Source organism: Streptomyces sp. NPDC040718, from assembly GCF_055593565.1.
The window spans coordinates 91,702-116,039 of record NZ_JBVIXO010000007.1 but is presented as its reverse complement, the minus strand read 5'-3'; the positions used below and the strand labels follow the sequence as shown (position 1 = coordinate 116,039).

The following is a 24,338-nucleotide window of genomic DNA, read 5'->3' as shown; positions in this document are numbered from 1 at the left end:
ACACCATGACCACCACCGCACCCGGCGCCGCCCCCGCCCCCGACGCCGCGACCGCCCGTCCCGCGGCGGCGCCGGGCAGCAGCCCCTGGCAGCTCGCCCGGCGGGAACTGCGCCGCCGCCCCGCCGTCCGCGTCAGCGCCTGCGTCGTCCTCCTCTTCGTCCTGATGGCCGCCACCGCCCCCTGGCTCGGAGCGCTCGGCGGATGGTCCCCCGAGGAGTTCGACAAGAGCGCCGTCGACCCCTACCTCGGCGGCCTGCCGCTGGGCTCCCTCGGCGGGATCAGCCCCGAGCACTGGCTCGGCGTCGAACCCGTCACCGGCCGCGACCTGTTCGCCCGCGTCGTACACGGCGCCCAGGTCTCCCTGCTCATCGCCTTCACCGCCACCGCCATCGTCGTCCTCGCCGGAACCGCCGCGGGCATCGCCGCCGGCTACTTCGGCGGCCGCACGGACGCCGTCCTGTCCCGGCTGATGGACCTCACCATGTCCTTCCCCTCGCTGATCTTCATGATCGCGATGCTGTCGGTGGCCAAGGACGTCAACCGCATCGTCCTGATGACCGCCGTCATCGGCCTCTTCGGCTGGCCCGGCGTCGCCCGCGTCGTCCGGGGCCAGACCCTCTCCCTCAAACACCGCGAGTACGTCGACGCCGCCCGCGTCGGCGGCGCGAGCGCCTGGCGCATCCTGACCCGCGACATCCTCCCGGGCGTCTCCGGCCCGGTCATCGCCTACACCACCCTGCTCATCCCCGGCATGATCAGCACCGAGGCCGCGCTCAGCTACCTCGGCGTCGGGGTCCGCCCGCCCACCCCGTCCTGGGGCCAGATGATCGCCGAGTCCGTGGCCTTCTACGAGACCGACCCCATGTACTTCGTCATCCCGAGCGTCTTCCTCTTCCTCGCCGTCCTCGCCTTCACCCTCCTCGGCGACGCCCTGCGCGACATCCTCGACCCGAGGGGCGGCCGCAGTTGATCCTCTACCTGCTGCGCCGCCTGCTCGCCCTGGCCGGCGTGCTCCTCGCCATCGCGGCCGTCACCTTCCTCATCTTCTACGTCCTGCCCACCGACCCGGCCGCCGCGGCCTGCGGCAAGACGTGCAGTGCCGAACGGCTGGCCGACGTACGCGAGTACCTGGGCCTCGACCAGCCCCTGTGGCGGCAGTTCACCGACTTCCTCACCGGCATCTTCACCGGCCGCACCCTCGGCTCCGGCCAGTACGCCGTCCAGTGCGACTTCCCCTGCCTGGGCTACTCGTACGAGAACTCCCTGCCCGTCTGGGACCTGCTGATGGACCGGCTCCCGGTCTCCGCCTCCCTCGCCGTCGGCGCCGCCGCACTCTGGCTCCTGCTGGGCCTCGGCGCCGGCGTCACCGCCGCGCTGCGCAAGGACACCGCCACCGACAAGGCCCTCATGGTCGGCGCCGTCGCCGCGGCCTCCCTGCCCGTCTACTTCACCTCCGTGATGCTCATCTACGGAGTCATCCGCACCGCCGGACTGCTGCCCTACCCCAGCTACCAGGCCTTCACCGACGACCCCCTCGCCTGGGCCGCGAACCTGCTCCTGCCCTGGACCGCGCTCGCCCTGCTCTACGCCGCCATGTACGCCCGCCAGAGCCGCGGCTCGATGATCGAGGCGATGGCCGAGCCCTACATCCGCACCGCCCGCGCCAAGGGCATGCCCGAACGGACCGTCGTCGTCAAACACGGGCTCCGCTCCGGAATGACCCCCATCCTCACCATCTTCGGCATGGACCTCGGCGGGCTCCTCGCCGGCGCCGTCATCACCGAGTCCATCTTCGGACTCCCCGGCATCGGCAGGCTCTTCTACGGCGCCCTCGTCAGCTCCGACCAGCCCGTGGTCCTCGGGGTCACCCTGCTCGCCGCCTTCTTCATCGTCGTCGCGAACCTCGCCGTCGACCTCCTGTACGCCGTAGTCGACCCGAGGGTGAGGTACTGATGACCACCCCGCTGCTCGAAGTGCGCGACCTGCACGTCACGTTCAGCACCCCGCGCGGGACGGTCCACGCCGTCGACTCGCTCGGCTTCACCGTCGAAGCGGGCCGCACCCTCGGCATCGTCGGCGAATCCGGATCCGGGAAGTCCGTCACCTCCCTCGCCGTCATGGGCCTGCACCGCACCGGCGCCGAGGTCACCGGCTCCGTCAGGCTCGCCGGACAGGAGCTGCACGGCCTGCCCGAGAAGGAACTGGCCAAGGTCCGCGGCCGCAGGATGGCCATGATCTTCCAGGACCCGCTGTCCAGCCTGCACCCCTACTACACCGTCGGCGAGCAGATCGCCGAGCACTTCCGGGTGCACTTCCGCGCCGGGCGCGCCGCCGCCCGCAAACGCGCCGTCGACATGCTCGGCGAGGTCGGCATCCCCGAACCGGCCCGCCGCGCCGGCGAGTACCCCCACCAGTTCTCCGGCGGCATGCGCCAGCGCGCCATGATCGCCATGGCCCTGGCCTGCGAACCCGACCTGCTCATCGCCGACGAGCCCACCACCGCCCTCGACGTCACCGTCCAGGCCCAGATCCTCGAACTGATCGCCCGCCTCCAGGAGGAACGCGGCCTCGGCGTCGTGATGATCACCCACGACCTGGGGGTGGTGGCCCGCGTCGCCCACGAGGTCCTGGTCATGTACGGCGGCCGGGCCGCCGAACAGGCCCCGGCGGACGCACTGTTCGCCGACCCCGCACACCCGTACACCCGGGGCCTGCTCGACTCCCTGCCCCGCCTCGACAGCCCCGACGACGAACCGCTTCCCTCCATCCCGGGCTCCCCGCCCTCGCTCCTCAACCGGGGCCCCGGCTGCGCCTTCGCCCCCCGCTGCCCGCGCGCCGCCGCCGGCCCGCCGCAGGAGCGGGAGCGCTGCACGGGCGAACTGCCCGAGCTGCGCCCGTACGGATCCCCGGACCGGACCGCGGCCTGCCACTTCGCGGGCCCCGCCCCCGTACCCGCCCCCACCCCGGAGGTGTCCCGATGACCGCCCCGGCCACCAGCCGGGAGCGGGCCGCGCGGCCGGACGACCCGGCCGGGCCCCTGCTCTCCGTACGCGACCTGACCATGACCTTCCCCGGCAAGCGGTCGCTGACCGGTCGCCGGGCGGCGCCCGTCCGGGCCGTCGACGGGATCTCCTTCGACCTGGAGCCCGGCCGCACCCTCGGCCTCGTCGGCGAGTCCGGCTGCGGCAAGTCCACCACCGGCCGGATGCTGGTGCGGCTGCTGGAGCCCACCTCGGGCAGCATCACCTTCGACGGCCGGGACATCAGCCGGCTCTCCCAGTCGGCGCTGCGCCCCCTGCGCCGCGACGTCCAGATGGTCTTCCAGGACCCGCACTCCTCCCTCAACCCCCGCCAGACAGTGGCCCGGATCATCTCCGACCCGCTGCTGGTGCAGGGCTGGAGCGCGGCGGACGCCCGCCGCCGGGCCGCCGAGCTGATGGAGCTGACCGGCCTGATCCCCGAGCACATCGACCGCTACCCGCACGAGTTTTCCGGCGGCCAGGCCCAGCGCATCGGCATCGCCCGCTCGCTGGCCACCAGCCCCCGGCTGGTCATCGCCGACGAGCCGGTCTCCGCCCTCGACGTCTCCGTCCAGGCGCAGATCGTCAACCTGATGGAGCGGCTGCGCGCCGAACTGGGCCTCGCCTACGTGTTCATCGCCCACGACCTCTCGGTGGTCAAGCGGGTCAGCGACCGCGTGGCGGTCATGTACCTCGGCCGGATCGTCGAGATGGGGGACAAGAAGTCCCTCTACGAGAACCCGCAGCACCCCTACACCCGGGCGCTGTTGTCCGCCGTACCGCTGCCGGACCCGGCGGCGGAGCGGCGACGGGAGCGGATCGTGCTGCTCGGCGACCCGCCGAGCCCGGCCGCCCCGCCCCCGGGCTGCACCTTCCACCCGCGCTGTCCCAAGGCGCAGGAGGTCTGCCGCACCGAGCGGCCGTTGTTGCGGCCCGCCGCCTCGCGAGAGGTGGCCTGTCACTTCCCGGGTGACTGACGGGGATCACGGGAAGAGGAGGGGCCCCGGAGACGACGAAGTCTCCGGGGCCCCTCCGTCCGTCCGCCGCCCCTCAGCCGGGGAGGCCCAGTTCGCGGCGGAAGAACTCCAGCTCCAGCGCCATGACCTTCTCCCGTGTCCCGCCCGGGGCCATGTGCGTGACCCCGGGCAGGGCCAGCAGCTGGTGCGGGCGGCCCGCGTCGGTGAGGGCCTGCGACAGCCGCAGCGTGTGGGAGGGGTGGACGTTGTCGTCGGCCAGGCCCGTGACCAGCAGCAGCGGCCGGGTCAGCCGGGGCGCGTCCGGAACGAGGGAGTCCCGCTCGTAGACCTCGGGGTGCTCCTGCGGGAGTCCGAGGTAGCGCTCGGTGTAGGCGGTGTCGTAGTGCCGGAAGTCGGTCGGCGCGGCCCCGGCGGCGGCCGCGTGGTAGACGTCCGGCCGGCGCAGCACCGCCATCGCCGACAGGTAGCCGCCGTAGGACCAGCCGCGGATCCCGACCCGGCCGAGGTCGAGGTCGCGGTGGCGCTCGCCGAGCGCCCGCAGCGCCGCGACCTGGTCGTCCAGGGTCACCTCGGAGAAGCCCCGGTACATGGCGTGGGTGAAGGCGGGCGAGACGTACGGGGTGCCCCGGTTGTCGGCGGTGACCACGGCGAAGCCCTGGTCGGCCCACCACTGCCGGGCCTGCCGGCGGCGCGGCTCGGCGGACACGTCCTGGAAGCCGGGGCCGCCGTAGCCGTCCACCAGCACCGGCAGCCGCCGGCCGGGGACGTGGCCCCGGGGCAGCACCAGGGAGGTCGGGATCCCGAGCTCGGTGACCCGCTCCAGGACCGGCTCCACCCGGTACGGGAGCGGGGCGGACAGGTCGGCCGGCGTGAACTCGCGCCCGTCCGGGGTGCGTACGGTACGCCGGACCCCGTCGGTGCCGGCACTGGTCAGCAGCAGGGTCCCGGCCGAGGCGGAGGCGTCGTGCACGCCGGGTCCGTCGGCGAGCGGGGTCAGCTCCCCGCTGTCGGGGTCCAGCAGCAGCACCTGCTGCTCGGCGGGGTCGCGGAGTCCGGCCTCGACGAGCAGCCGGCCCTGGTGGAGCCCGGCCACCCGGCGGACCTGTATCCCCTCGCCGGTGAGGGGCTTCCCGTCGAGGGCGAGGCCGCGCGCGGCCCCGCCGGGAGTGTCGGCGGCGGTGAGCATCCGCCCGTCGGGCAGCCGCGCCGGGGTGCCGGGCAGCGGGTCCACCCACTGGGGGTGTGTGGTGCGGGACAGCTCCGTGGTGCGCCCGGTGGCCGGGTCGGCGCCGAGCAGGAGCACGTTCTGCTGGAGCCGGTCCTGCACGGTCAGCAGGATCTCGGTCTCGGACTCCCAGCCCGCGTCGGAGACGTAGGGGAAGGCCCGGGCGTCCCAGTCGAGCCGGACCCGGCTGCCGTCGGGGCCGAGCACCCACAGCTGTACGTCGGCGTTGGGGCCGCCCGCCTCGGGGTACGCGAAGTCCTCGGCCGGGAGTTCCGGGTGCGCGGGGTCGGCGAAGTGGCGGCGCCGGAGGGCGCTCTCGTCGACGCGGGCGGCGAGCAGGGTGACCCCGTCGGGGGACCACCAGTGGCCGCGGGCGCGGCCGAGTTCCTCGGCAGCCGCGAACTCCGCGAGGCCCCAGCGGGCCCCGTCGTCGGGGCTGATCCGGCCGCCGGGGTGGACGTGCAGGGCGTCGTCGGCGACGTACGCGGTGCGCGAGCCGTCGGCGTTCGGGCGCGGGTCCAGGGCGGGGCCGGCGGCGGGGACCGGCTCGGGGGCGCCGGCGCCGTCGGCGGTGACCGCGTACAGCCGCCCGTAGAGCGGGAAGACGGCGCGGCGGCCGTCGCCGGAGAGGGCGTACGAGCCGATCCCGGCGGCGACCAGCCGGGTGCGTTCGCGCAGCCGGCGCTCGGCGAGGGGGAGTTCACCGGGCTCGGGGGACAGCTCGCGCGGGTCGGCGAGCCGGGTTTCGGCGCCGGTGGCGGTGTCGAGGATCCAGAGGCTCTCGAAGGCGTCGGTGGGGCCCGTGGAGCGCAGGAACCAGAGGAGGCGGCCGTCGTCGCCGAACGAGAAGGCCCTGGGCGAGCCGTGGGTGAACCGGGCGGTGTCGGCGGAGAGCCTGAGGAATTCGTCCATGATCCTATTGTGGCATGTGCAATATCACATAGCATAGGCCATTCGAGTGGTGACCCATGGTCCACGGGCTTAGCGTCGACTAGTGGACCCGAACGCACTGCCGAACAACAACGGGACCGACGGCAAGGTCCGCGGGAGCGGAAACGGGCTGGCCCTCTTCGTGATCGCCTCCTGCCAGCTCATGGTCGTGCTCGACATCACGATCGTGAACATCGCGCTACCACACATCCAGACCGCCCTCAATTTCTCGACCGAGAGCCTGTCCTGGGTCGTCAACGCCTACACCCTGACCTTCGGCGGCCTGCTCCTGCTGGGCGGCCGCACCGGGGACATCCTCGGCCGCAAGCGCGTCTTCGTCTTCGGCGTCCTGCTCTTCGGCCTGGCTTCCTTCCTCGGCGGCCTCGCCCAGAACGCGGGCCAGCTGATGGCCGCCCGGGCCCTCCAGGGCGTCGGCGGAGCCATCGCCTCCCCGACCTCGCTCGCGCTGATCACCACGACCTTCCGCGAAGGACCGGCGCGCAACCGGGCCTTCGGAGTGTTCGCCGGCGTCTCCGCCGGCGGCGGCGCGATCGGGCTCCTCGCGGGCGGGGTGCTGGTCGAATGGCTCAACTGGCGCTGGGTGCTCTTCGTCAACGTCCCGATCGCCCTGCTGATCGCCGTACTCGCCGGCCGGGTCCTGCGCGAGTCCGAGCGCCACCCCGGGCACTTCGACCTGGTCGGCGCGCTGCTGGGCACCTGTGGCATGGTCGCCCTGGTCTACGGCTTCATCCGCGCCTCCCAGGACGGCTGGCGCGACGGGTTCACCCTCGGCTCCTTCGCCGCCGCGGTGGTCCTGCTGGTCCTGTTCGTCCTCAACGAGCGGCGCTCGCCCCAGCCGATCACACCGCTGCACATGTTCGCCGACCGCAACCGCGCCGGGACCTACGGGATCATGCTCTTCCTCGCCTGCGCGATCTTCGGCATGTTCTTCTTCTTGACCCTGTTCGTGCAGAACGTCCTCGGCTTCAGCCCGCTCCGCGCCGGACTCGCCTTCCTCCCGGTCAGCGTGATGGTCGCGCTCGCCGCCGGGACCGCCTCCCAACTGCTGCCGAAGTACGGGCCCAAGCCCTTCATGGTCACCGGCGCGCTGTGCTGCGCCGCCGGACTGGGCTGGCTGACGTTCACCGACGTCCACTCCACCTACGCGGGCAGCGTCCTCGGCCCGATCCTCGTGTTCGCCACCGGCATGGGGCTGCAGTTCGTCTCGCTGACCCTGATGGCCCTGTCCGACGTCCCCGACCGGGAGTCCGGCGCCGCCTCCGGACTGCTCAACTCGATGCAGCAGATCGGCGGGTCGCTCGGACTGTCGATCCTGGTCACCGTCTTCGGCACCGCCAGCCGCAACGCGGCCAAGGAACAGGTGCCGGCCTTCCTCGGCTCGGCGAGCCCCGAGCAGAAGGCCCTCTTCGCCCGTACCGGGCAGCTCCCCAGGCCCTGGGCCGACCAGGTGCTGACCTCCGGAGTCAGCGCGGCCTTCGTCGCGGCCTCGCTCTTCACCCTCGTGGGCGCGGCCATCGCCGTCTTCGCGATCCAGGTCCGGCCCTCCGACCTGGCACGCCTCCAGGGCAACCACACCCCGGCCGCCGTCCCGGGGGAGGGTGCCGGGTAAGCTCTGCCGATCATCGAAGACCGGGGGGAAAATCCGATGTTCCGACCGACCCTGCGCGGCGCCGCCGCGGCAGCCCTGACCGTCACCCTGGCGGCCCTGACCGTCTCCTGCGGGAACGACGCCGAGCCGAAGGCGAAGGCCTCGTCGGCCTCGTCACCCCCCGCGTCCGCCTCCTCCTCGCCGGTCCCCGGCACCGCGTCCCCGAGCGCCGACGCGGCCGGTACGGGCGCGCCCGCGCCGGGCACGACGCCCACGGCCAAGCCCACTGCCCAGGCCTCCGCGGGCGGCCTGCCCACCACCCCGCCCGAGCTCGTCCGGGACGCCTTCGCCGGCCTTCAGGCGACCCTGGACGACTCCTGCACCCCGGGCAACTGCGCGTACTTCCTCGGCCGGGTCTACGACGAACTCCACCGCCTGGACCGCGCGATGAAGGCCGACCGGAAGGGCCCGGGCCACTTCCCCGAGCCGATCGCCCTCATCGCGAAGCTCGACAAGGAACTCGGCGGCGACCGCACCTTCGAGAACCTGAAGAAGCACCAGAGCGCCCTGACCGGCACCCGGGACCAGATCAACACCTGGATGCAGGACCACCCCGACGACTACCGCTGACACCCCCTAGGCTTCCGCACGGCGGATCCGGCAGCGCGCCGGGCCCTGGGCCCGCAGGGTGATGCCGGCGCTCACCGGCACCTCCCGGTCCACGGCCTCGAACTCGTACGACCGAAGCAGCATCGCCAGCGCGATCACGGACTCCAGCATCGAGAAGTGCTGCCCGATGCAGGCGCGCGGGCCGCCGCCGAACGGGAACCACGCGTAGCGGTGCCGGCCGGCCTCGGCCTCCGGCGCGAAGCGGTCGGGGTCGAAGCGTTCCGGGTCGCTCCAGTACCGGGGGTGGCGGTGCGTGACCCAGGGGGCCAGGATCACGTCGGCGCCCGCGGGGACGGCGTGGCCCTCGATCTCGGTCGCGGCGACGGCCTTGCGCCCGATCACCGGAGCCGCGGGGTAGAGCCGCATGGCCTCCTTGAGCACCCGGGTGAGGTACGGCAGGCGCTCCAGATCGGCGGCCTCGGGCGTACGCCCGCCCAGTACGCTCCGGACCTCCTCGCGGGCACGGGCCTGCTCCTCGGGGTGGCGGCCGAGCAGGTGCAGGGCGAAGGCCAGCGAGGTGGCGGTCGTCTCGTGCCCGGCGAGCAGGAAGACGAGCACCTGGTCGCGCAGTTCGGCGGGGTCGAAGGTGGCGTCGTCCTCGCTCCGCGCACCGGCGAGCAGCGTCAGCAGGTCCTCGCCCTCCGGCTGCCCGGGCGAGGCCCCGAGCCGCTGGGCGATGATCTTGTCGCAGACGTCGTACAGCTCGTCCAGCGCGGCGGCCGCCCGGCGGTTGCCCGGGGTCGGCCAGGTGCGCGGGAGGTTGGCGGGGGAGTAGCCGCGGCGCAGCACGTACTCCGTGATGACCGGAAAGCACCGGTCCACCACGTCCACGGTGGCGTCGACGTCCGCGCCGAACAGGATGCGGGAGACCGCGCGCAGGGCGAGGTGCGTCATCTCGGTGGAGACGTCGACGATCCCGTCCCGGGCCTCGGACCACGCGGCGAGCGTGCCCTCGGTCTCGGCGGCGACGGCCCCGGCGTAGCCGTCCACCCGCTTGCGGGTGAACAGCGGCTGGACCAGCCGGCGCTGGCGCATGTAGTCGGCGTCCTGGCTGGTCAGCAGGCCGTTGCCGAAGGAGTCGCGGAGCTCCTGGTAGAAGGCGTTGTCCTTGCGGAAGTTGGCCGCCTCGGAGGCCAGCACCCGCTGGGCGCCCTCCGCGGAGAACACGCAGTACAGATCGGCGCGCATCCCGGGCGGGCCGGCGCTGATCCGCACGACGTCCCCGTGCAGCTGCCGGGCCCGCTCGTAGGTCCCGAGGGAGTCCGCCTTCAGGTCGAAGAGCGACCCGAGCAGCGGGACCCCCTCCAGTTCCGGAATCCGCGCCCCGTCAGTCATGTGCCGCCCCCGCCCCTGGTACACCGTTCGACGAGGGCGATTCTGCCCGCCCGCCCCGCCCGGATCGACCCCCGATCAGCCATCCGGCCGAATACCGCTGTCGCCTACTTGTCGCAGGCGATGCCGTCCTTGTCCCGGTCGAGGGCCTCGCGGTAGCCGGGCTGGCCGCGCCGGATGGGTGCCGCCCCGGCCGCCTTCGCGGCGTCGCAGTTCTTGTAGTAGGCGCTGCTGCCCGCGCCGCTGCCGCCGGTGGACCCGTCGGTCGGTCCCTCGGTGGCGGGCTTGGGCTTGGCGGTGGTGGGCGCGGGCGCCGGCACGGACGGGGACTTCGGGGCCGCCGAGGGCTTCGACGGCGCCCCGGGCGTGGCCGGGCAGGAGGTGCCGGGCGCGACGAGGGACAGCTCGACGGCGGCGTCGGCGGTGACCGCGGCGCCGGCCGCCGGGTTCTGGAAGCACACCTCCCACTGTCCGTGGTCCGGGGCCGGGACGACGCCGGCGTACGCCCCGCGCGCGGCGACCGGCGTACCGACCACCTGCCGTACGAGAGCCTCGGCGGCGGTGAACTTCTGCCCGACGACCGCAGGCATCACCGCCGGAGCGGAAGGACTGGCCGAAGCGGACGCCGAAGCCCCGGGCTTCGAGCCCCCCGCGCCCTTCTTCGCCGCACCACCCCCACACCCGCCGGCCAACAGCACGACGGCCCCCACGACACCGGCCACGGCGAAACCCCGACGCTGGAACACGCTCAACCCCCCGAGATCAACAACGCGATCCGCCGCAGCCTAAGCGCGCCACCCCGCCCGAGTCAGGGGGTTTCCCATCACGTCCGTCGGATACGAGCGCCGCTCCAGCGGCTCACGCCGGCGGAGCCGACCCTTCGGCCGGTCAGGCGCACTCGGTCTTGAGCATGGCGATGAACGCGTCCCCGAGGACGTCCTTGTACTTGTAGCCGCTGTTTCCCGGCTTGACCCCGGACAGGAACAAGGCCTTCACCAAGTCCGGTCCGAGCGTCCGGTACGAGTCGCACATCTCCTTCCGCTCGGCAGCCGTCATCTTGTTCCACTGCTCTTTGGCGACGCCGGGCGCGATGGCGCGGGCCACGGCGGCTTCCACGTCAGGGTCGACGGAGGGAGTGGGCGTGGGATGGAGCGGGTTGCCCAGCAGCTTCGGGCACGGGGTGGCGGGATCGGTGATGTGCAGGAGCACCGTCGTGTCCCGCGGCGAGGTGATCACCATGCCCTTGGGGTGGTTCTGGGCGCAGACGATCCAGTTGCCCGTGCTCGGGGGGAGGGGGACGTCGGTGTAGGAGCTCTTGCGGTCGATGCTGCCGAGCGCGTACGGGCTGAGGAGCAGCGCCGCCTGGTCGACGTTCTTGCCGACCAGGTCGGGCATGGCCTGCGCGGACCGTGAGGGCGAGGAGGACGGGGCCGGACCGGCCGGCGCGGCCGCCGTGCCCACGGCGCCACCGCCACCGCCCGCGCCGATCCCGATTCCGATGGCCAGAAGCGCGAAGGCGCCCGCCGTGATCCCGGCGCCGAGGACGATGTACCTGCCCTTCCCCGACGGCACGGGGTGCGGGGCCGCGCCGGGCGGGTGCTCCGGCTTCGGGGGCATGGCAGGGCTGCCGTCATGGCTGTGCATGGCCGGTTCTCCTCGGCTTGGGATGAGTGGAGAGTCGTGACGCGGAAGGGCCCTTGGGGTGTGGCTGCGGCTCCGAGCGGCGGTCAAGCTACACACTTTGTTGAAAGATGTGGAGTGCCGATCATGGGTTGAGATGGACATGCGGAAGCCCCCGCCGGCCGGCGCGATGCCGGAGCGGGGGCTCGCGTGTGAGGGATCAGGGCTACCGCGAGGCCTTCTGCCTGCGCTTATCTGGGCGAAGGAGGCTCAAAAGGCTGAGGCCCCATCGCCCTCGGTGAGGAGTGATGGGGCCTCAAGCGTGCGCTCGCGTCGCTGATGGCGCGTCAGCCAATGCGGCTTCCGTTGCACGGATCCTGCACCGGCCGACGGAAGCCGCTGCCTAATCGGTCACCTTGTGGCCGTCTTCCTAGATGTCGCGGAAGATCTCGATCTGGGCGCCGACCGAGTTGAGCCGCTCCGCGAGTTCCTCGTAGCCGCGGTTGATGACGTAGACGTTGCGCAGGACCGAGGTGCCCTCGGCGGCCATCATGGCGAGGAGGACGACCACGGCCGGGCGGAGGGCCGGGGGGCACATCATCTCGGCCGCGCGCCAGCGGGTGGGGCCCTCGACCAGGACGCGGTGGGGGTCCAGGAGCTGGAGGCGGCCGCCGAGGCGGTTGAGGTCGGTCAGGTAGATGGCCCGGTTGTCGTACACCCAGTCGTGGATCAGCGTCTTGCCCTGGGCGGCGGCGGCGATGGCGGCGAAGAACGGGACGTTGTCGATGTTCAGCCCGGGGAAGGGCATCGGGTGGATCTTGTCGATCGGGGCTTCGAGCTTGGAGGGGCGGACCGTGAGGTCGACCAGGCGGGTGCGGCCGTTGTCGGCGACGTACTCCGCCGAGCGGTCGTGGTCCAGGCCCATCTCCTCCAGGACCGCGAGCTCGATCTCCATGAACTCGATCGGGACGCGGCGGATGGTGAGTTCGGACTCCGTCACCACCGCGGCGGCCAGGAGGCTCATGGCCTCGACCGGGTCCTCGGAGGGGGAGTAGTCCACGTCGGCGTCGATGACGGGCACGCCGTGGACGGTCAGCGTGGTGGTGCCGATGCCCTCGACCTTGACGCCCAGGGCCTCCAGGAAGAAGCAGAGGTCCTGGACCATGTAGTTGGAGGAGGCGTTGCGGATGACGGTGACGCCGTCGTGGCGGGCCGCGGCCAGCAGGGCGTTCTCGGTGACCGTGTCCCCGCGCTCGGTCAGGACGATCGGGCGGTCGGGGGAGACCCCCGCCTCGACCTTGGCGTGGTAGATGCCCTCGGTCGCGGTGATGTCCAGGCCGAATCGGCGCAGGGCGATCATGTGCGGCTCGATGGTGCGGGTGCCGAGGTCGCAGCCGCCGGCGTACGGCAGCCGGAACTGGTCCAGGCGGTGCAGCAGCGGGCCCAGGAACATGATGATGCTGCGGGTGCGGACGGCCGCGTCCGCGTCGATGGCGTCCATGTCGAGGCGGGCCGGCGGGACGATCTCCAGGTCCACGCCGTCGTTGATCCAGCGGGTGCGGACGCCGATGGAGTTCAGGACCTCCAGGAGCCGGTAGACCTCCTCGATGCGGGCCACCCGGCGCAGGACCGTGCGGCCCTTGTTGAGCAGGGAGGCGCACAGCAGGGCCACGCACGCGTTCTTGCTCGTCTTGACGTCGATGGAGCCGGACAGGCGCCGGCCACCGACGACACGGAGGTGCATCGGGCCGGCGTAGCCCAGGGAGACGATCTCGCTGTCGAGCGCTTCACCGATTCGGGCGATCATCTCAAGGCTGATGTTCTGATTACCGCGCTCGATGCGGTTCACGGCGCTCTGGCTCGTGCCGAGGGCGTCGGCGAGCTGACTCTGTGTCCAGCCCCGGTGCTGCCGGGCGTCACGGATGAGCTTGCCGATGCGTACGAGGTAGTCGTCTGCCATGGGTGCACCGTATCTCAGATATGAGATGTGGATCGCCTGGGGTGTGGCGGACGGGTGTTATCGACCCGTCAGATTCCACGTCCGGCCCAACAGGGCTTGCGCCGCCCCGACTCCGCCGACCCCGGCGTCAACTCCCCTTTGTCCCGTTGCGTCGACCTTTCGGGGATGGATTGCCGCTCGTCCCTTTTGGTGTGGAGTGGCGTCGGTCGCGCCGATGCGCCGGCGCCCGCCCGGCCGGTGTCGGGGCATGCCGGAGCGGCCGCCCGGTGGACGGCTCCGGCGGGCCGCGAGGTGCGCGCCTCGCCCCCGCCCCCGGACATGTACTAGAGTTATCTCGACATCGAGATATCTGCCGAAGGCGTACCGCAGCCGCCCCCGCTGATAAGGGTTACCTAACTTAGCCTTACCTTAGCGGATTGGCCACAGGGCGTGGCGGCAGGATTGCGGTTATACGCGCGAGATCATGCATGAAGGAGACTGTCGTGTCGGCGAACAGCTTCGACGCCCGCAGCACGCTGCAGGTGGGCGACGAGTCGTACGAGATCTTCCGGCTGGACAAGGTCGAGGGCTCCGCCCGCCTGCCCTACAGCCTGAAGGTCCTGCTGGAGAACCTGCTCCGCACCGAGGACGGCGCGAACATCACCGCCGACCACATCCGGTCGCTGGGCAACTGGGACTCGCAGGCCCAGCCCAGCGAGGAGATCCAGTTCACGCCGGCCCGCGTGATCATGCAGGACTTCACCGGCGTCCCCTGCGTCGTGGACCTCGCCACCATGCGCGAGGCCGTCAAGGAGCTCGGCGGCGACCCGGCGAAGATCAACCCGCTCTCGCCCGCCGAGATGGTCATCGACCACTCGGTCATCGCCGACAAGTTCGGCACCAAGGACGCGTTCGCGCAGAACGTCGAGCTGGAGTACGGCCGCAACAAGGAGCGCTACCAGTTCCTGCGCTGGGGCCAGACCGCCTTCGACGACTTCAAGGTCGTCCCCCCGGGCACCGGCATCGTCCACCAGGTCAACATCGAGCACCTGGCCCGCACCGTCATGGTCCGGGGCGGCCAGGCGTACCCCGACACCCTCGTCGGCACCGACTCGCACACCACCATGGTCAACGGCCTGGGCGTGCTGGGCTGGGGCGTCGGCGGCATCGAGGCCGAGGCCGCGATGCTCGGCCAGCCGGTCTCCATGCTGATCCCGCGCGTCGTGGGCTTCAAGCTGACCGGCGAGCTGCCGACCGGCACCACCGCCACCGACCTGGTGCTCACCATCACCGAGATGCTGCGCAAGCACGGCGTCGTCGGCAAGTTCGTCGAGTTCTACGGTGAGGGCGTCGCCGCCACCTCCCTCGCGAACCGCGCCACCATCGGCAACATGTCGCCGGAGTTCGGCTCCACCGCCGCGATCTTCCCGATCGACGACGAGACGCTGAAGTACCTGCGCCTGACGGGCCGCGACGCCCAGCAGGTCGCGCTGGTCGAGGCGTACGCCAAGGAGCAGGGCCTGTGGCTGGACCCGGCCGCCGAGCCGGACTTCTCCGAGAAGCTGGAGCTCGACCTCTCCACGGTCGTCCCCTCCATCGCCGGCCCGAAGCGCCCGCAGGACCGCATCGTCCTCGCCAACGCCGCGCAGCAGTTCGCGGTCGACGTCCTGAACTACGTCGACGACGCCGACGAGGCGGGCAAGGAGTCCTTCCCGGCCTCCGACGCCCCGGCCGCCACCAACGGTGTGCCGACCCGCCCGACCCGGGTCACCCTGGCCGACGGCACCTCCTTCGAGATCGACCACGGCGCCGTCACCGTCGCCGCGATCACCTCCTGCACCAACACCTCGAACCCCTACGTCATGGTCGCCGCGGCGCTCGTGGCCAAGAAGGCGGTCGAGAAGGGCCTGACCCGCAAGCCGTGGGTCAAGACCACCCTGGCCCCGGGCTCGAAGGTCGTCACCGACTACTTCGACAAGGCCGGCCTGACCCCGTACCTCGACAAGATGGGCTTCAACCTCGTCGGGTACGGCTGCACCACCTGCATCGGCAACTCCGGTCCGCTGGACGAGGAGATCTCGAAGGCGATCAACGAGCACGACCTCGCGGTCACCTCGGTCCTCTCGGGCAACCGCAACTTCGAGGGCCGCATCAACCCCGACGTCAAGATGAACTACCTGGCCTCCCCGCCGCTGGTCGTCGCGTACGCCATCGCGGGCTCCATGAAGGTGGACATCACCAAGGACGCGATCGGCACGGACGCCGAGGGCAACGCGGTCTTCCTGAAGGACATCTGGCCCTCCGAGGCCGAGGTCAACGACGTCGTGGCGAACGCCATCGGCGAGGACATGTTCTCCAAGTCCTACCAGGACGTCTTCGCGGGCGACGCCCAGTGGCAGGCGCTGTCGATCCCGACCGGCAACACCTTCGAGTGGGACCCGCAGTCCACCTACGTCCGCAAGCCCCCTTACTTCGAGGGCATGACGATGGAGACCACCCCGGTCTCCGACATCGCCGGCGCCCGCGTGCTGGCGAAGCTGGGCGACTCGGTCACCACCGACCACATCTCCCCGGCCGGTGCGATCAAGGCCGACACCCCGGCCGGCAAGTACCTCACGGAGCACGGCGTCGAGCGCCGCGACTTCAACTCGTACGGTTCCCGCCGCGGCAACCACGAGGTCATGATCCGCGGTACGTTCGCCAACATCCGCCTGCGCAACCAGATCGCGCCGGGCACCGAGGGCGGCTTCACCCGCGACTTCACCGTCGAGGGCGCGCCGGTCTCCTTCATCTACGACGCCTCCCAGAACTACCAGGCCGCCGGCATCCCGCTGGTCATCCTGGCGGGCAAGGAGTACGGCTCCGGCTCGTCCCGCGACTGGGCGGCCAAGGGCACCGCGCTGCTCGGCGTCAAGGCCGTCATCGCCGAGTCCTACGAGCGCATCCACCGCTCGAACCTGATCGGCATGGGCGTCCTGCCCCTGCAGTTCCCCGAGGGCGCCACCGCGGCCTCCCTGGGCCTCACCGGCGAGGAGACCTTCTCCTTCACCGGTGTGGAGGAGCTGAACGAGGGCACCACCCCGCGCACGGTCAAGGTCACCACCGACACCGGTGTCTCCTTCGACGCGGTCGTCCGCATCGACACGCCGGGTGAGGCCGACTACTACCGCAACGGCGGCATCATGCAGTACGTCCTGCGGAACCTCATCCGCGGCTAAGGGCGCGCCAGGCGGAGCGATCCGCCGTCTGTCGGCACCATAGGGCCGTACTCCCGTTAAGGGGGTGCGGCCCTTCCGCTTTTCGCGGCGGCGGTCTCAGGTGACGGACAGGTCTCAACTCGGAAAAGCCGGGAACGATCCTTGTGCACGATCTTGCTCAGCCGAGCGGAAGTGGACTATACCTGTGCCCGTCCGGGCCACCGCGCGACGAGCGGCCCCGGGCCGGGGGAAGCCGGGGGACCTGCGGCGATGTCCGCCTGCACGGCAACTGCCGCTGTTTCCGGCCTCCTTCACACATCTGACGAAGGCGAGGACATGAGCATGGGATCCACTGGTGAGGGCCTCGGCCGCCGTGATCTGATCAAGCGTTCCGCAGCGCTCGGCCTGATCAGCGTGCCGACGATGAGCTTCTTGTCCGCCTGCGCCTCCGGCGGTGAGGACACCACGAAGGGCCCCGACAAGGGGGCCGTGTCCAAGGAGAACCCCTTCGGCCTCGCCAAGGGCGGGAAGCTCGACGTGGTCATCTTCAAGGGCGGGTTCGGCGACGACTACGCGAAGGCCTGGGAGGCCGCGTTCGACAAGAAGTGGGGCACCACCAGCTCCCACCTGGCCACCCAGGAGATCGCGGCCAAGCTCCAGCCCCGGTTCAACGCCGGCAACCCGCCGGACGTCCTCAACGACTCCGGCGCCCAGATGATCAAGATCGACGTCCTGGCCAAGGGCGGCCAGCTCGCCGACCTGACCACGCTCCTCGACTCGCCCTCGCTCGACGACCCGGGCAAGAAGATCCGCGACACCCTGATCGCGGGCACGGTCGAACAGGGGAGCCAGGGCGGCAAATTCGTCGCCCTGAACTACGTCTACACCGTCTTCGGCCTCTGGTACTCCGGCAAGCTCTTCAAGGAGAAGGGCTGGACCGAGCCGAAGACCTGGGACGAGTTCCTGGCCATTTGCGCCAAGGCCAAGGAGGCCGGCATCGGCGGCCTGGCCCACCAGGGGAAGTACCCCTACTACATCAACGTCGTCATCATGGACCTGATCGCCAAGAAGGGCGGTCTGGAGGCCATGAAGGCCATCGACAACCTGGCGCCCAACGCCTTCGAGGGCAACCCCGCGGCCCTGGCCGCCGTCGAGGCGGTCTACGAGGTGGTCGAGAAGGGCTACCTCATGCCCGGCACCAACGGCCTGACCCACACCGAGTCCCAGACCGCCTGGAACCAGTACAAGGCCGCCTTCATCCCCTCCGGCTCCTGGCTGGAGAACGAGCAGCTCAAGCAGACCCCGGACGACTTCGACATGAAGTTCCTGCCGGTGCCCGTGCTCGCCGACAGCAAGCTGCCCTTCACCGCCATCCGGGCCGGCGCCAACGAGGCCTTCGTCGTCCCCGAGAAGGCCGCCAACAAGGCCGGCGGCCTGGAGTTCCTGCGCTCCATGCTCTCCCGCGAATGGTCGACGCTCTTCGCCCAGCAGGCCAACTCGCTCACCGTCGTCAAGGACGGCGTCGACCCGGGCGTCAAGCTCCGGCCGGGCACGCGGTCCGCGGTCGCCGCGGTCAAGGCCGCCGGGGCCGACACCTTCAACTACCTCTACCCCGACTGGTACAGCGAGATGGACTCCGAGATCCAGAACGCGTCCAATGAGCTGATGGCCCAGCGGATCCAGCCAAAGGAGTGGATCAAGCGGGCCCAGGCTGCGGTAGACAAGGCTGCCAAGGACCCCAACGCCAAGAACAACCACCGCAGCTGACCCCACGTCCAACGGCAGCGTCATCAGGGACGGACACCATGAGCCAAGTAGCCCGGCGCAGGGGAAGGACCACCGGCTTCATCGCCGGCTTCCTCGTCCTGCCGCTCGCGCTGTACCTGACCTTCGTCATCTGGCCGTACGTCCAGACGTTCGGCTACTCCTTCACCAACTGGTCGGGCCAGTCGCCGACGTTCGACTTCGTCGGCCTGGAGAACTACTCCGCCCTGATGGACGACGAGGTCTTCCGCGGCGCCCTCTGGCACAACCTGCTGCTCCTGGTGTTCGTCCCGGTGATCACCATCCTGCTCGCCCTCTTCTTCGCCTTCATGGTGAACGCGGGAGGGCGCAGCGGGGCCGGCGGGGTGCGGGGCGTACGCGGATCGGCCTTCTACAAGATCGTCTACTTCTTCCCGCAGGTCCTCTCCCTCGCCATCCTCGCGGTGCTCTTCGGAGCGGTGTACCGCAGCGACGAGGGCGGCCTGCTCAACGGCCTGCTCTCCTGGGCCGGCCTCGTCGACCCGGCCCACCCCGTCGAATGGCTCAACGACCCCGACCTCGTCCTGTGGTGCCTGCTGCTCGTGGTGGTCTGGCACGGGGTCGGCTTCTACCTCGTCCTCTTCTCGGCCGCCATGCAGTCCGTGCCCAAGGACATCTACGAGGCCGCGCTGCTCGACGGCGCCGGGCGCGCCCAGACCTTCTTCCGGGTGACGCTGCCCCTGCTGTGGGACTCTGTGCAGACCTCCGCGGTCTACCTGGGCATCGCCGCGATGGACATGTTCGTCCTCGTGTCGACCATGACCTCGGGCCAGTTCGGCGGCGGACCCGACCACCACAGCGAGGTCATGGCCACGGTGCTGATGCGCAACTTCCTGTACTTCGGGAAGAGCGGTTACGCCTGCGCCATGGGCGTGGTCATGCTCGTCCTGACCATGATCCTCTCCATCGTCACGCTGCGCGCCACCCGCCGCGAGCGCATCGAGTTCTGAGAGGAGTCCCACGATGACTGCACAGCCCACAGTGATCAAGGCGCCCGGCGAGCCCTCCGCCGAGCGTTCCGGCGGCGCCGGGGGCGGCGCCCGCGAGGGCGGGGGCCGCCGCTCCGACGGCATGGTGCTCAACGTCTTCTCGCACGGCTTCCTCGCCGTCTGGGCGGTACTGATCGTCCTGCCGCTCGTCTGGCTGGCGCTCGGTTCGTTCAAGACCGACACCCAGATCGGCGCCTCGGCCCTCAGCTGGCCCTCCAACTGGCACTTCGACGCCTTCGGCCGGGCCTGGGACAAGGGCATCGGCGGCTACTTCGGCCACACGCTGATCGTGATGGCCTTCTCGGTCCCGCTGACGATGCTGCTCGGCTCGATGGCCGCGTACGTCCTGGCCCGCTACCCCTTCAGGGGGAACCGGCTCGTCTACTACTTCTTCGTCAGCGGGGCGATGTTCCCCGTCTTCCTGGCGCTCGTACCGCTCTTCTTCATGGTCAAGCGCCTGGACATGCTCAACACCTACCAGGGGCTGATCCTGGTCTACGTCGCGTACTCGCTGCCCTTCACCGTCTTCTTCATGCACTCCTTCTTCCGCACCCTGCCGACGGCGGTCCACGAGGCGGCGGTGATCGACGGGGCCTCCGACACCCGGATCTTCTTCCAGGTGATGCTGCCGATGGCCAAGCCCGGTCTGATCAGCGTGGGGATATTCAACGTCCTGGGCCAGTGGAACCAGTACATCCTGCCCTCGGTCCTGATGCAGCCGCAGAGCGGATCCGACCCCGAGCGCTACATGCTCACCCAGGGCCTGATCCAGCTCCAGTACCAGATGGGCTACGAGACGGACCTGCCGGTGCTGTTCGCCGGCGTGACCATCGCGATGATCCCGATGCTGGTGGTCTACCTGTCCTTCCAGCGCCAGATCCAGGCGGGCCTCACCTCGGCCACCCTGAAGTAGCCCTCCGCAGCCGGTACAGCTTCCCGGAACCCGGCGGCCCGACCTCCTGGAGGAGTCCGGGCCGCCGCTCGGTGCCGCCGACGCCCCACGCCGGCCAGGGGCAGCCCGGCACGTCCACGCGGACACGCTGGGACCGGGCGCCGCGGCCCGGCTCGTACGACCAGGTGCCGGACCCCGAGCAGCGCCGCGAGGCGCCGCTCGGGTGGTCGCCGGGGGAGTGCACGCCGACGCCGGAAGCGGTGACCCGGCCGTCCGGGGTGAAGGCCAGCGTCCCGCCCGTGTGGTCGACCCAGGTCCCGGCCAGGCCCTCCCGCCCGATCACCGGCGGCTCGTACGCGGGCAGCACCCCGGTGGCGAGCCCGAGCGCGCCGAACAGGCCCGTCCCCGCCACCAGCGCCCCGCCCCACAGCGCCACCCGGCGCGCCGCCCCCGCGCCCCTCGGCCGGGCGGCCAGCGCGCCCGCCGACAGGGAGGCCGTGGCCGAGGCCCAGAAGATCAGCGCGGGCCGGATCTGGGCGTCGTTGTACCAGGCGAACGCCCAGACGGGCGGCGCCAGCAGGCCGGCCACCAGCAGCGGCACGCAGCACCACGCCGTGCGCTCGCCGAGCCGGCGGCCGAGGAGGTCGGACAGCGCGACCGCCGGCAGTACGAAGAGCAGCGACAGCAGGCACCCGATGACGCCGGTGAAGCCCGCGAGGGAGAAGAGGCCCGCCCCGATCCGGCCGTAATCGGGCGGCACGTCCGGCGGCGGCTGCGTCCGGACGTACAGCAGCACGACCACGACGGTGAGCGCGACCTCGACGTATCCCACCAGCACGGAGACCAGCAGGACCCGCCCGTACGACCGTTTCTGACGCATGCTCGCCCCCCGGTGACCGTCCTGGATCCATACTGCCAGCCGGGCTGAACGTGTTCAATTCATTGGCCGTCCCGAAGTTCCCTAGAGCCAGGTCCCGAAGCGGCGGATGTACCAGGTCTTCACGAGCTGGGTGAGCGTGCAGTACGCGAGCAGTACGCCGATCAGCCAGGGGAAGTAGCCCGCGGGCAGGGCGACGAACCCGAGCGAGGGGGCCAGCGGCGAGAAGGGCAGCCAGAGCCCGGTCAGCACCGCGAGGACGGTCATCGCCATCACCGGCCAGGAGGCGCGGGACTGGACGAAGGGGATCTTGCGGGTGCGGATCATGTGGACGATCAGGGTCTGCGAGAGCAGGCCCTCGATGAACCAGCCGGACTGGAAGAGCGACTGCTCCGCCACGGTGTTGGCGGCGAACACGTTCCACATGATCGCGAACATCGCGATGTCGAAGACCGAGCTGATGGGGCCGATGGTGACCATGAAGCGGAAGATGCCCTTCGCGTCCCAGTTGCGGGGCTTGCGCAGATACTCCTCGTCCATCCGGTCCCAGGGCGTGGCCAGCTGGGAGATGTCGTAGACCAGGTTCTGCACCAGCAGCATGATCGCGAGCATCGGCTGGAAGGGGATGAACGCGCTCGCCACCAGCACCGAGAAGACGTTGCCGAAGTTCGACGAGGCCGTCATCTTGATGTACTTGATCGTGTTGCCGAAGGTGGTCCGGCCCTGGACCACGCCCTGTTCCAGGACGGTCAGGTCCTTCTCCAGCAGGATGATGTCCGCCGACTCCTTGGCGATGTCCACGGCGGTGTCCACCGAGACGCCGACGTCGGCGTCGCGCAGGGCGGCCGCGTCGTTGATCCCGTCGCCGAGGAAGCCGACGGTGTGCCCCTCGGCCTGCAGGGCCCGGACGATCCGGGCCTTCTGGACCGGGTTGGCCTTGGCGAAGACCGTCGTACGGGCGGCCAGTGCGCGCAGCGCGGCGTCGTCGAGGGCGTCCACCTCGGAGCCCGGGACCACGTGGCCCACCTCGATGCCGACGTCGGCGCAGACCCGGGCCGCGACGAGCTCGTTGTCGCCGGTGACCACCTTCACCGCGATGCCCTTGTCCGCCAGGCCCCGCAGGGCGGCGGCCGCGGAGGCCTTCGGCGGGTCGAGGAAGGCGAGGAAGCCGACCAGGGTCAGCCCGTCCTCGTCCGCGACGGTGTAGGTGTCGCGGGGCTCGGCGACGGTGCGGGTGGCCACCGCCAGGACCCGCAGGCCCTGCCGGTTGTTCCGCTCGGCGATCCGGGTGGCGCGCAGGCGCAGCTCGTCGGTCAGACCGACCTTCTCGCCGCGGTCGGTCATGTGCGTGCACAGGGCCAGGACCTCTTCGACCGCACCCTTGGTGATCATGACGTGCTCGGGCCGGCCGGCGGCCGCCGCCATGCTGTTGCGGTTGAGGACCACGGACATCCGGCGCCGGGCGAAGTCGAAGGGGATCTCGTCGACCATCGAGAACCGTGCGTCGACGACAACCTCCTCGGCCTCGTTGACGCGGTCGATGACCGCCTGGTCCATCAGGTTCTTCAGGCCGGTCTGGAAGTGGGCGTTGAGGTAGCCGTACTCCAGGACCTCGCCGTCCTCGGCGCCGTGGACGTCCAGATAGCGGTCCAGGACGATCCGGTCCTCGGTGAGGGTGCCGGTCTTGTCGGTGCAGAGCACGTCCATCGCGCCCAGGTTCTGGATCGCGTTCAGCCGCTTGACCACGACCTTGCGGCGGGACATGGCGACCGCGCCGCGCGCCAGGTTGGCGGAGACGACCATCGGCAGCATCTCGGGGGTCAGGCCCACGGCGACGGCGATGCCGAAGAGGAAGGCCTCGTCCCAGTCGCCCTTGGTCAGACCGTTGACCATGAAGACGACGGGGACCATCACCAGCATGAAGCGGATCAGCAGGAAGCTGACCTTGCGCACGCCGGTGTCGAAGTTGGTCTGAGGGCGCTCGCCGACCAGGGTGCCGGCCATGGAGCCGAAGTAGGTGTCGGCGCCGGTCGCCACGACCACGCCGGTGGCGGTGCCCGAGGTCACCGAAGTGCCCGTCAGGCAGAGGTTGTCGGCCTCCACCGGGTCGGTGGCCGCCTCCTGGCCGAGGTCCTCGGCGTTGGGGGTCCCGCCGGCGGAGCGAGGGGGGGCGTCGGCCTTGGCGACCGGCAACGACTCGCCGGACAGGGCCGCCTGGCCGACCATCAGGTCCTTGGAGGCGATCAGCCGCAGGTCGGCCGGGATCAGGTCGCCGGCGGCCAGCTTGACCAGGTCGCCCGGGACCACCCGGTCCATCGGCACCTCGACGGTGGTGGGCGCCGAGCCGCTGCCGGCCCGGCGCTGCACCGCGCACGTGGTGGTGACGAGCTTCTTCAGGGCGTCGGCGGCCCGGCCCGAGCGGTACTCCTGCCAGAACCGCAGCAGCCCGCTGACCGCCACCATCACGGAGAGGATGACGACCCCGGGATCCGCCGGGTCCTGCCAGAACATGACGGCGGCCAGGAAGACCAGGACGCCGATGAAGGGGTTCCAGAAGGCCTTCGCGAGCTGCGTGAACCACAGCGGGGTGCGCTCCTGGGCGACGGCGTTGGCGCCGTGCCGCTCCAGCCGCAGCGCGGCCTCGGCGTGGGTGAGGCCGCTCCGGGAGGTGTCGACGTCCTGGAGGACCCGGACGGCCGGCCGGGCGCTGATCGCGGTCAGGCGCTCGCCGGCGAGGCGGGTGGCGGCTTCGAGCTCGGCGGCCTTGCGCCGGCGCCGGCCGCGGCCCGGCGGCGCGAGCTTCGTGGGGGTGCGAGGAGTGAGCATGGTCATGGCGAATACCTCCCTCCACGGCGTCCGGGCAGCGCGGAGCCGCGCGGTGACGTGGAGTGGTCGATGTGCGGCGCGTGGTGGCGCGTGACGCCACGGGGTGCGCCGCGGACACGGATGACGTATGCCTGACAGGAGAGTCAGGGCATGCGAAAGGAGAGGGGAAGCAGGCTCCCGCGGGGGAGCCGGCGAGGGCGCGGCACGGGAACGGCGCGGAGCCGCTGCCGTGGGCACGCGTGAAGGGTCCGCCGATCAGCGCGTCGGCGCGACAGTGGCTTGGCGGAGCGGCGGGTCAGCCGGCGCAGGCGCGGCGAGGACTTCGATCGGGACTCATCCCGAACACCTCCTCGCGTAGCGCTGTCATGGCACGGCGCGCGGTCCGGCCGGAAAGGCCGCAGAGGACCGGCGCCTCAGCGACCGTAGCACGAT

17 protein-coding genes are annotated in these 24,338 nt (G+C 71.1%); 10 read left to right on the top strand and 7 right to left on the bottom strand.

Annotation, left to right across the window (positions count from 1 at the left end; genetic code table 11):
- Positions 1-5: 5 nt before the first annotated feature.
- From ACZ597_RS19725 to ACZ597_RS19710, 4 genes are read left to right on the top strand one after another with little or no spacing between them, the layout of a single operon-like run.
- The gene (locus ACZ597_RS19725) at positions 6-971 is read left to right on the top strand and encodes an ABC transporter permease (protein WP_471331618.1); all 966 of its coding nucleotides are present in this window, start codon (positions 6-8) and stop codon (positions 969-971) included.
- Positions 968-1,954: an ABC transporter permease gene (locus ACZ597_RS19720; RefSeq protein ID WP_471331616.1), complete on the top strand. Its 987-nt coding sequence runs from the start codon at positions 968-970 to the stop codon at positions 1,952-1,954. The genes ACZ597_RS19725 and ACZ597_RS19720 overlap by 4 nt, the downstream gene beginning before the upstream one ends.
- Positions 1,954-2,982, top strand: a complete 1,029-nt coding sequence (locus tag ACZ597_RS19715) for an ABC transporter ATP-binding protein (protein ID WP_471331613.1) — start codon at positions 1,954-1,956, stop codon at positions 2,980-2,982. The genes ACZ597_RS19720 and ACZ597_RS19715 overlap by 1 nt, the downstream gene beginning before the upstream one ends.
- Positions 2,979-3,998, top strand: coding sequence for an ABC transporter ATP-binding protein (locus ACZ597_RS19710; protein ID WP_471331610.1), 1,020 nt, complete (start codon positions 2,979-2,981; stop codon positions 3,996-3,998). The genes ACZ597_RS19715 and ACZ597_RS19710 overlap by 4 nt, the downstream gene beginning before the upstream one ends.
- 73 nt (positions 3,999-4,071) lie before the next feature.
- Here ACZ597_RS19710 and ACZ597_RS19705 read toward each other — a convergent pair whose 3' ends face one another.
- The gene (locus tag ACZ597_RS19705) at positions 4,072-6,135 is read right to left on the bottom strand and encodes a S9 family peptidase (protein WP_471331607.1); all 2,064 of its coding nucleotides are present in this window, start codon (positions 6,133-6,135) and stop codon (positions 4,072-4,074) included.
- An 82-nt stretch (positions 6,136-6,217) separates the two neighbouring features.
- On the opposite strand from ACZ597_RS19705, the gene ACZ597_RS19700 reads away from it, so the two are divergent.
- Both ACZ597_RS19700 and ACZ597_RS19695 read left to right on the top strand, forming a co-directional pair.
- Positions 6,218-7,783, top strand: a complete 1,566-nt coding sequence (locus ACZ597_RS19700; RefSeq protein ID WP_471331604.1) for an MFS transporter — start codon at positions 6,218-6,220, stop codon at positions 7,781-7,783.
- Positions 7,784-7,819: 36 nt separating this feature from the next.
- The gene (locus ACZ597_RS19695) at positions 7,820-8,392 is read left to right on the top strand and encodes a hypothetical protein (protein WP_471331601.1); all 573 of its coding nucleotides are present in this window, start codon (positions 7,820-7,822) and stop codon (positions 8,390-8,392) included.
- Between the two features lie 6 nt (positions 8,393-8,398).
- Here ACZ597_RS19695 and ACZ597_RS19690 read toward each other — a convergent pair whose 3' ends face one another.
- The 4 genes from ACZ597_RS19690 to ACZ597_RS19675 all read right to left on the bottom strand — a co-directional run bounded on the left by ACZ597_RS19690 (position 8,399) and on the right by ACZ597_RS19675 (position 13,343).
- Entirely contained in the window at positions 8,399-9,766 is a 1,368-nt protein-coding gene (locus tag ACZ597_RS19690; RefSeq protein ID WP_471331598.1) for a cytochrome P450, read from the bottom strand.
- 104 nt (positions 9,767-9,870) lie between these two features.
- A complete protein-coding gene (locus tag ACZ597_RS19685) occupies positions 9,871-10,353 on the bottom strand; it encodes an excalibur calcium-binding domain-containing protein (RefSeq protein ID WP_471331596.1) in 483 nt (160 codons plus the stop codon).
- A gap of 298 nt (positions 10,354-10,651) precedes the next feature.
- Entirely contained in the window at positions 10,652-11,407 is a 756-nt protein-coding gene (locus ACZ597_RS19680; RefSeq protein ID WP_471331594.1) for a hypothetical protein, read from the bottom strand.
- 406 nt (positions 11,408-11,813) lie between these two features.
- Positions 11,814-13,343, bottom strand: a complete 1,530-nt coding sequence (locus ACZ597_RS19675) for a helix-turn-helix domain-containing protein (protein WP_471331591.1) — start codon at positions 13,341-13,343, stop codon at positions 11,814-11,816.
- A gap of 482 nt (positions 13,344-13,825) precedes the next feature.
- Here ACZ597_RS19675 and acnA point away from each other — a divergent pair, with 482 nt between their 5' ends.
- The 4 genes from acnA to ACZ597_RS19655 all read left to right on the top strand — a co-directional run bounded on the left by acnA (position 13,826) and on the right by ACZ597_RS19655 (position 20,224).
- Positions 13,826-16,540 (top strand): aconitate hydratase AcnA, encoded by a 2,715-nt coding sequence (gene acnA, locus ACZ597_RS19670; RefSeq protein WP_471331588.1) that lies wholly within the window; start codon positions 13,826-13,828, stop codon positions 16,538-16,540.
- Between the two features lie 321 nt (positions 16,541-16,861).
- Entirely contained in the window at positions 16,862-18,286 is a 1,425-nt protein-coding gene (ngcE, locus tag ACZ597_RS19665; RefSeq protein ID WP_471331585.1) for an N-acetylglucosamine/diacetylchitobiose ABC transporter substrate-binding protein, read from the top strand.
- 38 nt (positions 18,287-18,324) lie between these two features.
- Positions 18,325-19,272, top strand: a complete 948-nt coding sequence (locus ACZ597_RS19660) for a carbohydrate ABC transporter permease (RefSeq protein ID WP_362461237.1) — start codon at positions 18,325-18,327, stop codon at positions 19,270-19,272.
- A gap of 13 nt (positions 19,273-19,285) precedes the next feature.
- Entirely contained in the window at positions 19,286-20,224 is a 939-nt protein-coding gene (locus ACZ597_RS19655) for a carbohydrate ABC transporter permease (protein ID WP_471331583.1), read from the top strand.
- Here ACZ597_RS19655 and ACZ597_RS19650 read toward each other — a convergent pair.
- Both ACZ597_RS19650 and mgtA read right to left on the bottom strand, forming a co-directional pair.
- Positions 20,202-21,083: a hypothetical protein gene (locus ACZ597_RS19650; protein WP_471331580.1), complete on the bottom strand. Its 882-nt coding sequence runs from the start codon at positions 21,081-21,083 to the stop codon at positions 20,202-20,204. The genes ACZ597_RS19655 and ACZ597_RS19650 overlap by 23 nt on opposite strands.
- Before the next feature lie 81 nt (positions 21,084-21,164).
- The gene (gene mgtA, locus ACZ597_RS19645) at positions 21,165-23,912 is read right to left on the bottom strand and encodes a magnesium-translocating P-type ATPase (protein ID WP_471331578.1); all 2,748 of its coding nucleotides are present in this window, start codon (positions 23,910-23,912) and stop codon (positions 21,165-21,167) included.
- Positions 23,913-24,338: the final 426 nt, after the last annotated feature.